This is a genomic window from Curtobacterium sp. 458, from assembly GCF_030406605.1.
In the GTDB taxonomy this organism is placed as follows: Bacteria; Actinomycetota; Actinomycetes; order Actinomycetales; family Microbacteriaceae; genus Curtobacterium.
The window spans coordinates 3,041,257-3,052,586 of sequence record NZ_CP129104.1 but is presented as its reverse complement, the minus strand read 5'-3'; the positions used below and the strand labels follow the sequence as shown (position 1 = coordinate 3,052,586).

Annotated in this window: 12 protein-coding genes and 1 other RNA gene; 10 read left to right on the top strand and 3 right to left on the bottom strand. The window is 72.4% G+C overall.

Annotated features, from left to right (window positions below; genetic code table 11):
• Positions 1–397: 397 nt before the first annotated feature.
• The 8 genes from QPJ90_RS14755 to QPJ90_RS14720 all read left to right on the top strand — a co-directional run bounded on the left by QPJ90_RS14755 (position 398) and on the right by QPJ90_RS14720 (position 7,197).
• Positions 398–1,615: a multidrug effflux MFS transporter gene (locus QPJ90_RS14755; RefSeq protein WP_290131919.1), complete on the top strand. Its 1,218-nt coding sequence runs from the start codon at positions 398–400 to the stop codon at positions 1,613–1,615.
• A gap of 130 nt (positions 1,616–1,745) precedes the next feature.
• Positions 1,746–2,084 carry an STAS domain-containing protein gene (locus tag QPJ90_RS14750; RefSeq protein WP_290131918.1) on the top strand — a complete coding sequence of 113 codons (339 nt, stop codon included), beginning with the start codon at positions 1,746–1,748 and terminating at the stop codon, positions 2,082–2,084.
• Positions 2,081–2,497 (top strand): ATP-binding protein, encoded by a 417-nt coding sequence (locus tag QPJ90_RS14745; RefSeq protein ID WP_290131917.1) that lies wholly within the window; start codon positions 2,081–2,083, stop codon positions 2,495–2,497. The genes QPJ90_RS14750 and QPJ90_RS14745 overlap by 4 nt, the downstream gene beginning before the upstream one ends.
• 102 nt (positions 2,498–2,599) lie before the next feature.
• A complete protein-coding gene (locus tag QPJ90_RS14740; protein ID WP_290131916.1) occupies positions 2,600–3,583 on the top strand; it encodes an AraC family transcriptional regulator in 984 nt (327 codons plus the stop codon).
• A gap of 186 nt (positions 3,584–3,769) precedes the next feature.
• On the top strand, positions 3,770–4,366 hold the full coding sequence (locus tag QPJ90_RS14735; RefSeq protein WP_290131915.1) for an alpha/beta fold hydrolase: 597 nt from the start codon (positions 3,770–3,772) through the stop codon (positions 4,364–4,366).
• A gap of 118 nt (positions 4,367–4,484) precedes the next feature.
• Positions 4,485–5,516 carry a hypothetical protein gene (locus QPJ90_RS14730; protein ID WP_290131914.1) on the top strand — a complete coding sequence of 344 codons (1,032 nt, stop codon included), beginning with the start codon at positions 4,485–4,487 and terminating at the stop codon, positions 5,514–5,516.
• A gap of 77 nt (positions 5,517–5,593) precedes the next feature.
• Positions 5,594–6,460 (top strand): Nif3-like dinuclear metal center hexameric protein, encoded by an 867-nt coding sequence (locus tag QPJ90_RS14725; protein WP_290131913.1) that lies wholly within the window; start codon positions 5,594–5,596, stop codon positions 6,458–6,460.
• Positions 6,461–6,462: 2 nt separating this feature from the next.
• Positions 6,463–7,197 (top strand): hypothetical protein, encoded by a 735-nt coding sequence (locus QPJ90_RS14720; protein ID WP_290131912.1) that lies wholly within the window; start codon positions 6,463–6,465, stop codon positions 7,195–7,197.
• Between the two features lie 60 nt (positions 7,198–7,257).
• Here the strand turns inward: QPJ90_RS14720 and rnpB are convergent.
• The 3 genes from rnpB to map all read right to left on the bottom strand — a co-directional run bounded on the left by rnpB (position 7,258) and on the right by map (position 9,413).
• Positions 7,258–7,612: RNase P RNA component class A (gene rnpB, locus QPJ90_RS14715), an RNA gene on the bottom strand.
• Positions 7,613–7,758: 146 nt separating this feature from the next.
• Entirely contained in the window at positions 7,759–8,517 is a 759-nt protein-coding gene (ppgK, locus tag QPJ90_RS14710; RefSeq protein ID WP_290131911.1) for a polyphosphate--glucose phosphotransferase, read from the bottom strand.
• 32 nt (positions 8,518–8,549) lie between these two features.
• Positions 8,550–9,413 (bottom strand): type I methionyl aminopeptidase, encoded by an 864-nt coding sequence (gene map / locus QPJ90_RS14705; protein ID WP_290131910.1) that lies wholly within the window; start codon positions 9,411–9,413, stop codon positions 8,550–8,552.
• 342 nt (positions 9,414–9,755) lie between these two features.
• Between map and QPJ90_RS14700 the strand changes: the two genes are divergently transcribed.
• On the top strand, positions 9,756–9,932 hold the full coding sequence (locus tag QPJ90_RS14700) for an SPOR domain-containing protein (RefSeq protein ID WP_152997990.1): 177 nt from the start codon (positions 9,756–9,758) through the stop codon (positions 9,930–9,932).
• Between the two features lie 51 nt (positions 9,933–9,983).
• Entirely contained in the window at positions 9,984–11,321 is a 1,338-nt protein-coding gene (glnA, locus tag QPJ90_RS14695; protein WP_290131909.1) for a type I glutamate--ammonia ligase, read from the top strand.
• The last annotated feature ends 9 nt before the right edge of the window (positions 11,322–11,330 follow it).

Below are 11,330 nucleotides of genomic sequence, written 5' to 3'. Positions count from 1 at the left end.
CGTCAACGCGGCGCGCTCCGGCGCCCGGGCGACCGCCTGGAGGCGCGGCGTGCGCCCGGCGGACCGGCACCGGTCCTCCAGGCTGACGCTGGAGCACGAAACGCGCGCGTTCCGACGTCCCACCCGTCGAACGACGCGCGTTTCGTCGTGTTCACCGTGCGTGGTGTCGGAACGCGCGCGTTTCGTCAACGCGGCGCGCTCCGGCGCCCGGGCGACCGCCTGGAGGCGCGGCGTGCGCCCGGCGGACCGGCACCGGTCCTCCAGACTGACGCTGGAGCACGAAACGCGCGCGTTCCGACGTCCCACCCGTCGAACGACGCGTGCTGTGTCGAAACGCGCGCGTTTCGTCAGCCGATCTCCTTGTCGAATCGATTCGAGGCGGCGTAGCGTGGGCCGGGTGACGACGGAGCGCGGCGCGGAACTAACGACCACCCAGCGGGGAGCCCTGCCGCCGATCGTGCCGCTCGCCCTCATCGTCGGGGTGTCGCCGTTCGCCACGGACATGTACATCCCCGCGCTCCCGGCGATCGCCCGTGACCTCGCGACGACCCCCGGAGCCGTACAGCTCTCGTTGACGGCGTTCCTCGTCGCGTTCGCCGTCGGGCAGCTGCTCGCGGGCCCGGTGAGCGACGGGATCGGACGTCGGCCGCTGATGCTCGTCGGCACCGCGGTGTTCGCCCTCGCGTCGGTCGGCTGCGCACTCGCCCCGGACGCCGTGACACTCGTCATCGCGCGCGTGCTCCAGGGACTCGCGGGGGCAGCCGGTGCGGTTGCAGGACGGGCGATGGTGTCCGACGTGACGGACGGACCGCGGATGGCGAAGGTGTTCGGCACCCTCGCGGCCATCAACGCGATCGGCCCCGTGGTCGCGCCGCTGGCCGGGGGAGCCGTGCTGACGGTCGCGAGCTGGCGGCTCATGTTCGTGGTGCTCGCGGCGCTCGGAGTGGTGTTCTTCGTGTTCGTCGTCCTGCGGTTCCACGAGACCCTGCCGGGACAGCGTCGCGGCGGCGTCGGGTTCGCCGCGAACCGGGACCGGATCCGGCAGCTCCTGGCGATCGGACGGTTCCGCGCCTACGTGCTCACCGGGGTGCTGTCGACGATCGGGTTCTTCGCGTACATCGCCACCAGCTCGTTCGTGTTCCAGACCCAGTACGGGTTCAGCGAGGGCCTGTACACGCTCGTCTTCGCCACGAACGCCTCGATGATGATCGTGACGACGCTGGTGTTCCGGCGAGTCGTCGGGCGGTGGTCCGAGGACGGGTTGCTCTCCTTCGGTCTGGCGGTCGGGACACTCGGCGCGCTGGGGGTCCTCACGTCGGCGCTGCTCGGTCTCGGGCCGGTCCCGGTGTGGTGTTCGCTCGCCGTGGTGACCGGGGCGTGGGGCTTCGTGCTCCCCGCCGCAATCACACGGACGCAGCACGTCGGGGCGGCACACCCGGGGACCGCAGCGGCGCTCCAGGGTGGCTTGACCTTCGGCCTCGGCGGGCTCGGGACACCGCTCGCCGGTGCGCTCGGGGGCACCGCGCTGGCGATGGGGTCGGTCATGGCGGTCCTCATGGCCGCGGCGGTCGTCGTGCAGCTGGTCGCCACGCGCCGGGCCCGGGTCGACGCGTGACCGGTGGTCGGCACGCTCGTGCGCCGGGCGAGCATGCCCACGCGCCGTGCCGGTGGCGACGCACGACCCGGGTTGCCCGGTAGGTTCGACGCGGTAGGTTGCGAGCACGAACCGAAGGGGAGCGCACCGGATGGACATCGTCGTACACGAGGCATCAGCGAACACAGCCGTCCTGGAGTGCAGCGGCCGACTCAACATGGTCTCCGCTCCGACCTTCCGCGAGCGGGTGGCCGAGGTCGTCGGAGGCGGGCGCGCGAACCTCGCGGTCGAGCTGTCCGGGGTCGACTTCATGGACTCGTCGGGCCTCGGCGCCCTGGTCGGGTCGCTCAAGACCGCACGCCAGGCCGGGGGAGACCTCCGCATCGCCGCACCGTCGGAGCAGGTGCAGATGGTCCTCAAGCTGAGCAACATCGACAAGATCCTGCGGACGTACCCCAACGGGGACGCCGCGGTGTCCGACTGGCTGTGACCACCGCGACCGGCGCGCACCGCGTCGAGTTGGACTGCCCGCCGGACGACGTCACCGCGGTGCACGAGTTCCTGGCGCGCGTGTGGCAGGCTGAGCCGTCGGTGTCCGCGGAGGACCGGATGGCGCTCGAACTCGCGCTCGTCGAGCTGACGTCGAACGTGATCGAGCACGCGGGCCGCGGGCGGCAGCTCGCGTGCCGGGTGGACCTCTCGTGCTCGTCCGACGGGTACGCCGCCGTGGTGAGCGACGACGGGGCCCCGGCAGGCGTCGACCCGGGGGCGGCCGAGCTGCCGGACGACCTCGCCGAGAGCGGGCGTGGGCTCGCGCTGGTGAAGATGGTCGTCGACGACCTCCGCTACGACCGGGTGGACGAACGGAACCGCTGGTCGCTCCAGCGCGCCCGGCACGACTGAGGCTCGCTCGACTGATCCACGGACCGCACTCGTCGGGCCGTTTCCCGCACGGAGCGGACACCGATTGCCCGATGCGCGACCCGTCGTGCGACGCTTCGGACGATGAGCACCGCCGCCGCCGCAGACGCACGGGCCGACCGCGATCCCCGGTCGACCTTCGACGTGTCCGGCACCGATCCGGACGAGGCCGTCCGGATGTACCAGGACGCCTACGAGGGCGCGGGGTTCGCTGCCGACCGGACCGACCGGGTGTTCGGGTACCGCTTCAAGGTCGTCGGTGACGACACGATGACCTTCCGGTCCACCCGCTTCGACGGGCGGATGCGCGGCGAGGTCGAAGTCCGGGACGAGTACGTCGTGATGTGGACCGCGGAGGGCGGCGGCCGCGTCGACATCGATCGCGACGAGGTGGCCTTCGGACCGCGGACGCCGATGATGTTCCCGTCCGGGCGGCCCTTCGTGTTCGACCTCGCCGACCTCCGTCAGAGCCTCGTGCAGTTCGACCGCGCGTACCTCGAGGGCGTCGCCGCCGAGGTGCACGGGGTCCAGCCGGGGCCGCTCGTGTTCGACCACGCACGGACCCCGGACCCCGCGGACCTCCGGGCCTGGAACGCGCACGTGCAGCGCGCCGCCCGCATCGTCCTCGGGCCGGCACCGCTCTCGGGCCTCGCCCTGGCGGAGACCACTCGCGAGACCGCGCACGTCCTCCTCCGCACCTTCCCGCACACGGTCCTCGCTCCAGAGGTGCTCCTGCCCCAGGGCGCGACCGGACGGGTGCGCACCGCCATCGAGTACATGCACGCGTCGGCGCACACCCCGATCACCACGACGGACGTCGCCGAGCGGGTGGGTCTCAGCGTGCGCGGGCTCCAGCAGGCGTTCCAACGCCAGGTCGGCACGGCGCCGAACGCGATGCTGCGCGGCATCCGACTCGACCGGATCCACGACGAACTGGAGCGCGGCCGCCCCGGCGAGACGACCGTGGCGTCCGTCGCCGTGCGCTGGGGCTTCGCGCACCTCGGTCGGTTCAGCGCCGCCTACGCCCGGCGTTTCGGCGAGTACCCGCGCGACACCCTGCAGCGCTGACACGGGAGCGCCTGCGCGACACCCTGCAGCGCTGACGCGCGACACCCTCCAGCGCTGACGCAGACGGCCTCCAGTGCTGACGCAGACGGCCGTCCCCGGCCGGACCGGCTGGACGACGCCAGTGTCGACCCGACGCGGCCGACCGGCCCATCTGCCCCGTGCCGAGCCGACCGCTACGCTGCTCCCGTGCAGCGACCGCGACCGTGGGTGATCGTGCCCGGCATCTGGAACTCCGACCCCGAACACTGGCAGTCCCGGTGGCAGGCGGACCGCGAGGCCGCGGACGGACGGGTGGTCCGGATCGCCCCGGCGTCGTGGTCCCACCCGGACCCCGAGGACTGGCAGGCGGCGATCACGTCCGCGGTCGCGTCACTCGACCCGGCGGACGGGCCGCCGGTCCTCGTCGCGCACAGTCTCGGCGTCCTCGCCGCCGCACGGTGGCTCTCCGATCCCGCGCGCCGCGACCGCGAGCGACGCACCGGCGGTGCCGCCCCCGTCGCGGGAGCGCTCCTCGTCGCACCGCCGGACCCGGAGGCACCCGGCTTCCCCCCGGAGGCAAGCGGGTTCACGGCACCGGCGCACCGCTCCGCGTTCGGCAACGTGCACCTCGTCGTCAGCGACGACGACCCGTACTGCGCAGCCGACCGGGCACTCGCGTTCGCCTCGACGCTCGGCGCGACGGTCCACCGGATCGGCGCGGCGCAGCACGTCAACGTCGCCGCCGGCGTCGGTGAATGGGAGGCCGGACGGGCCCTGCTCGGGACGATCGACCGGCCGGACTGAGGCCGCACCGGGCCGTCCGGCGCGACACGCCGCTCACGTCCGGGTGACATGGCAGCGGATCTCGCGACACTCCGCGGATCTCCCACGGTTCTCCGCCTCCGATATTTACGGTTCGGGCATGGAGACGCAGTCCGGTGCACGCACCCCCCTCGTCGACCCCTTCGGTCGCGAGCTCGAGGAGTGGCTCCGTGACGCCCCGGCCACGCGCGCACCGTACCTGGCGGACCTCGTCGTCCCGCCGGTCACCGGTCCCGTGCAGCGACCGGACGCCGCGACGCTGACCACCCCGACCGCCGAGCCGGCGATCGACCACAGCGACGAGCGCACCGACGCTGACGACACCGCCGTCGCGGCCCCCGACACCGCCGCCGAGGCCTTCCGCCGCCCGCGCGACCGCGCCCGCCACGCTGCGTGCGCCCCGTCGTTCCCGGAGCCCCCGGCGCGCCTCGCCCTCCGCATCGAGGACCTCGCGATCGAGGTCGGCCCCGCCACCGGACGGCCCACGATCGAACGCATCGTCCTGCTCGAGGACGAGGTCCGCCGCCGTGACGAGGACCTCGCGCGCCTCGCCGCGTGGGAGGCCACCGTCGCCGACCTCGACGACCCCGAGGTGCGCGCCGCCCGTACATTCGCCCGCACGGTCTTCGCCGACCTCCTCTCCGATGCCGCCGTCGAGGCGGACCGCCGCGAGCGCGCCGCAGCCCGCCGCGCGGCGACCGCCCCGGTCCGCACCGTCGCAGGACCCGTACCGGCGGCCGCGACCACGGTCGCGACCGTCGCAGCGCCGACCGCGACCCCGGCACTGGTCGAGCCCGAGCGTGCACCGGAACCCGTCGCCGACCGCGACGAACCCGTCCGACCCGCACCGGGCCTCCTGGCCGTCACGCCGGTGTCCGCGAACACGCGACCGACGCCGCTCGTCCAGCCCGCCACCGGACCCACCGTCATCGACCGCCAGGCGTTCGCCGCCGCGCTCACCGCGCACGTCGGCGCCACCGCGAGCACGCCGGTCGTGCTCCCCGAGGCGGCTCGCCCGGTCGACGCGGAGCCGACGGCGGAAGCCGCTCCGCAGGAGCGCGAGCAGGAACAGCACACCGGCTGGTGGCAGCGGCTCGTCGCCCGCATCCTGCGGGCGCTCGGACGCGCCTGAAGTGCGGCCTGGAGGCACGGATCGCCCGGGCCGCACGGCCGACGTGGTGCGTGTGGTCGGCTCGGTAGACTGACGGGATGCCGAAGCTCCGCGAGATCCAGGACGTCGTCGAGCAGCTGTGGCCGTCCGCCGGGGCGGAGTCGTGGGACGCGGTCGGCCTCGTCGCCGGCGATCCGGATGCCGACGTGCAGCACGTGCACCTCGCCGTCGACGCCGTCCCCGCGATCGCCGCGGAGACCGTGGCGCTCGGGGCGGACCTGCTCTTGACGCACCACCCGCTGCTGCTCCGCGGTGTCACGACCATCGCCGAGTCGACGTACAAGGGTGCCGTCCTCGCGACCCTCGTCCGCGGTGGCGCCGGACTCCTGGCCGCCCACACCAACGCCGACGTCGTGACCACCGGCACGTCCGCCGTGCTCGCCGACCGCCTCGGTCTGACCGACCAACGACCGATCGACCCCGGAGCCGACCCCGCGACGGGGATCGGTCGCGTCGGCACGCTCGCTGAGCCCACCACGCTCGGCGCCCTCGCCCGGACCCTCGTCGACTTCTTGCCGGGGACCGCCACGGGCGTCCGCGTGTCCGGCGGGTACGACGACCCGGTCCGGACCGTCGCGCTCTGCGCCGGCGCGGGCGATTCGCTGCTCGGGCACCCCGCCGTCCTCGGCGCCGACGTCTACGTCACGAGCGACCTCCGTCACCACCCGGCGTCCGAGTTCCGCGAGCAGGCACAGCTCGCCCTGGGCCCCGCGCTCATCGACACGTCCCACTGGGCCACCGAGTGGCTCTGGCTCGACGTCGCCGCGTCGGAGCTCGCCGCCGCCGCGGGGGTCCGGGTGACCGTGAGCGACCTCCGGACCGACCCGTGGGACTTCGCCGTCCTGCCGGCTGCCGGGCCCGACGGGGCCGCGGCCGGACCCACCACCGAAGCAGAAGGAGCCTGACCGTGAAGGCAGCACCCGAGGACCAGGCCATCCTCCTCGACGTCCAGCGACTCGACAACGACGTGACCCGCATCGAGCACCGCATCACCGCGCTCCGCAAGGGCGACCAGCTCACCGAGCTCAGCACGAAGGCGGCGAAGCTCCGTGGCGAACTCGCCGCGGCGACCGGCCTCGTCGAGGACGCCGAGCGTGAACTCGCACGCCTCGAGTCGGACACGGCGATCGCGCAGGCACGGGTCGAGCGCGACACCACGCTCCTGCAGAACGTCGCGAACGCGAAGGACGCCGCCGGCCTGCAGAGCGAACTCGACTCGCTGCAGCGGCGCATCGGCGACCTCGAGACGAGCGAACTCGAGGTCATGGAGCAGCTCGACGGCCTCCGCGCCCGCGTCGGGGACATCGAGGCGCAACTCGCCGACGCCGACGCCGCGCGCGCCGGACTCGTCGCCGAGCGGGACACCGAGATCGCTCGGCTCGAAGCCGACCGGACCTCCGCCGTGCAGTCCCGCGCCGACGTCGCCGCGAAGGTGCCGGCGGAGCTCCTGGCGCTGTACGACCGGCAGCGCGCCCGGTACGGCTTCGGCGCGTCGCTCCTGCAGGGTGGCGTGTCGACGGCCTCCGGCGTGACCCTGACGAACTCCGACCTGCAGACGATCCGTGCGGCGGCGCCGGACGACGTCGTGCTCTGCCCGGACAGCGACGCGATCCTCGTGCGCACGCCCGAGTCGGGGCTGTAGACCCGGCCACCCGGACGACGGGAGGCCCGGTGCCAGCTGGCACCGGGCCTCCCGTCTGTGCGAACGGGCCGGCCGTACGCCGGGTTCTGTCCCGCTCTCGCGGTGACGGCCATCTCTCTCGGACCGACGTTGCCGTCGGCCTCCAGCGGTCTACCCGAGGACTCGGCGAGCAGCCTCGACGTCCTCTGTCTGACCTTGCTCCGGGCGAGGTTTACCGAGCGGATCCGGTCACCCGGACCCCTGGTGGTCTCTTACACCACCGTTTCACCCTTACCGACGTCGCCGCCGGCGGTCTGCTTTCTGTGGCACTGTCTCGCGGATTGCTCCGGGTGGGTGTTACCCACCGCCCTGCTCTGTGGAGCCCGGACGTTCCTCGGCACTCCCGGGGGAGTGACGCGACCGTCTCACCGACCCGTTCGCACCAGCAGTCTACCGGGCGACGCGCCCGTACGGGGTCCAGCGGTGCGCTCGCCCTCCGAACCGCGAAGGCGACATCGAACCAGACCGCGCGGGTGGTTCGATGTCGCTTTCGCGGTTCGGCTGGCGTGTCTGCTGCCGCCGCTACTGCTGCGGCTGCGACCGGGCAGCGAGCGTCGCCGCGCCGATGATCCCCGCGTTGTTGCGGAGCGTCGCGGGGATGATGCCCGCCTGCAGGTCGAGCAGCGGCAGGAACTCCTCGTGGTGCTTCGACACGCCGCCGCCCACGACGAAGAGCTCGGGGGAGAGCAGCGCCTCGAGCGTCGAGTAGTACTTCTGCAGGCGCTTCGCCCAGTGCTTCCAGGACAGGTCGTCCCGCTCCTTCGCGGCGAACGAGGCCTTCGTCTCGGCGTCGTGCCCGTCGATCTCGAGGTGCCCCAGCTCGGAGTTCACGATGAGCACGCCGTCGTTGATGAGCGCCGTGCCGATCCCGGTGCCCAGGGTCGTGACGACGACGAGGCCGTCCTTGCCCTTCGCCGCGCCGAACTGCTGCTCCGCGAACCCGGCGGCGTCGGCGTCGTTGACGAAGTGGATCGACCGCCCGAGCTCCTTCTCGAAGAGCGCCTCGGCCTCGAAGCCGATCCACTTCTTCGACACGTTCGCCGCCGACATGGTCTTGCCGTCGCGGACGATCGCCGGGAAGCACACGCCCACCGGGACGTCCGCTGCCGGCGCGAGCTCGTCGAGGATCGACTTCGCCACCGCGACGATGTCGTGCGGCTTGCCGCCCTCGGGCGTGGCCTTCTTGATCCGGTCGGTCTGGAGTTCGCCGGTGGCGACGTCGACGATCGCGCCCTTGATGCCCGTACCGCCGATGTCGACGCCGACTGCGAGGGTGGTCATGAGGAGCCTTTCGGTAGGGAGGTCAGGGGCTGTCAGGAGACGGTGAGGAGCTCGGCGCCGCGCTCGGTGACGACGAGGGTGTGCTCGAACTGCGCGGTCCACGACTTGTCGCGCGTGGAGACGGTCCAGTCGTCCGACCAGATGTCCGCCTCGATCCCGCCGAGGGTGAGCATCGGCTCGATCGTGAACACCATGCCCTCCTCGATGACGGTGTCGTAGTGGGGCGCGTCGTAGTGGGGGATGATCAGCCCGGAGTGGAACGCCCGTCCGACCCCGTGCCCGGTGTAGTCGCGGACGACGCCGTAGCCGAAGCGCTTCGCGTACGCCTCGATCGCGCGGCCGATGACGTTGACCTGCCGCCCGGGAGCGACGGCCTTGATTCCGCGGCGGAGGGCTTCCTCGGTGCGGGTGACGAGGTCCTGCACCTCCGGGGCGGCCTCGCCGACGAGGAACGTCCGGTTCGTGTCGCCGTGCATCCCGTCCTTGTAGGCGGTGATGTCGATGTTGACGAGGTCGCCCTCCTGCAGCACGGTGTCGTCCGGGATCCCGTGGCAGATGACCTCGTTGAGGCTCGAGCACAGCGACTTCGGGTACCCGCGGTAGCCGAGCGTCGAGGGGTAGGCGCCGTGCGACACGACGAACTCGTGGGCGATCCGGTCGAGCTCGTCGGTGGTGACGCCCGGACGGATCGCTGCGCCGACGGCGTCGATCGCCTGCGAGGCGATGCGTCCTGCGGTCCGGATCCGCTCGACCTCCTCGGCGGTGTACGTGTCACCGTGGCCGTGCTCGTCGGGCTCGGCGCGGCCGACGTACTCGGGCCGCTCGATGTCCTTGGGGACGGGTCGCTGCGGGGAGATCCGGCCGGCGGTCAGGTGTCCGTGTGCGTCCCGGGGCATGCCGACCACTCTATCCGGGCGCGCGGGCGAGGACGCGCGGGTGCCGACGCGGTGCGCGGGCGAGGACGCGCGGGTGCCGACGCGGTGCGCGGTGACCGCCTGGAGGCCCGCAGGCCGCCCGGCGGACCGGCACCGGGCCTCCAGGCGGTCGCGTCGGGCGCGGGGCGCACCGCGGGGGCGACAGATCCCGCCGCAACCGCGCGGAGGACTGTCGCTGTCGCGAAGGCGACAGATCTCGCCGCGACCGCGCGGAGGACTGTCGCTTTCGCGGAAGCGACAGCCCGCGCGCCACGCAACGCCCCACCCCGGCCCCCGCCGCCCGCCCGTGGGTACGGTGGCGGCATGAGCGACGAACGCATCGAGTCCCAGTGGTGGTTCAACGAGAAGACGCACGAGGTGGAGCAGGGCCCGCAGTCCCCGCAGCGCGACCGCATCGGCCCGTTCGACACGCGTGAGGAGGCGCAGCACGCCCTCGACCGCATCAAGGCGAACAACGAGCGGTGGGACGACGAAGACTGACCCGGGAACCAATAGGCTGAGCATCCCAGCTGCTCCACGGAAAGGGCGTCAATGGACAAGCAGACGGACTTCGTGCTCCGCACCATCGAGGAGCGCGGCATCAAGTTCATCCGACTCTGGTTCACCGACGTCATCGGGACGCTCAAGTCGGTCGCGATCGCGCCGGCCGAGGTCGAGGGTGCCTTCGCCGAGGGCATCGGCTTCGACGGCTCCGCGATCGAGGGCCTGACCCGCAGCTACGAGGCCGACGTGCTCGCGCACCCGGACCCCTCGACGTTCCAGATCCTCCCGTGGCGCGGCGAGATCGACCCGACCGCGCGGATGTTCTGCGACATCACGACGCCGGACGGGCAGCCCGCGGTCGCCGATCCGCGCAACGTCCTCAAGCGGACGCTGGCGAAGGCGAGCGAGCGCGGGTTCACGTTCTACACGCACCCGGAGATCGAGTTCTACCTCCTGAAGAGCCGCGACTGGAAGGACGGCGGCCCGCAGCCCGTCGACCAGGCCGGCTACTTCGACAACGTCCCCGGTGGCAGTGCGCACGACTTCCGCCGCCGCTCGGTCCGCATGCTCGAAGACCTCGGCATCTCGGTGGAGTTCTCCCACCACGAGGCCGGCCCCGGCCAGAACGAGATCGACCTCCGCTACGCCGACGCACTGACGATGGCGGACAACATCATGACCTTCCGCACGGTCGTGAAGGAGGTCGCGATCGAGCAGGGCGTCTACGCCACGTTCATGCCGAAGCCGATCTCCGGCCAGCCCGGGTCGGGCATGCACACGCACGTGTCGCTCTTCGAGGGTGACCAGAACGCCTTCTACGAGGCCGGCGGCCAGTACCAGCTCTCCGAGACCGCGAAGCACTTCATCGCGGGCGTCCTCCGCCACGCGCCTGAGATCACCGCGGTCACGAACCAGTTCGTGAACTCGTACAAGCGCCTCTGGGGCGGTGACGAGGCCCCGTCGTTCGTGACGTGGGGGCACAACAACCGCTCCGCCCTCGTCCGCGTCCCGCTGTACAAGCCGAACAAGGGCCAGTCCGCGCGCATCGAGTACCGCGGCATCGACTCGGCGGCGAACCCGTACCTGGCGTACTCGCTGCTCCTCGCGGCGGGGCTCAAGGGCATCGACGAGGGCTACGAGCTCCCCGCCGAGGCCGAGGACAACGTCTGGAGCCTCTCGGACTCGGAGCGTCGCGCGCTCGGCTACAAGCAGCTCCCGGCGAGCCTCGACCACGCGCTCGGTCTCATGGAGGACTCCGAGCTCGTGGCGGAGACCCTCGGCGAGCAGGTCTTCAACTTCGTGCTGCTCAACAAGCGGCAGGAGTGGAAGGCCTACCGCGACCAGGTGACGCCGTTCGAGCTCGACACGAACCTCGGCGCCCTGTAGTCCAGCGCA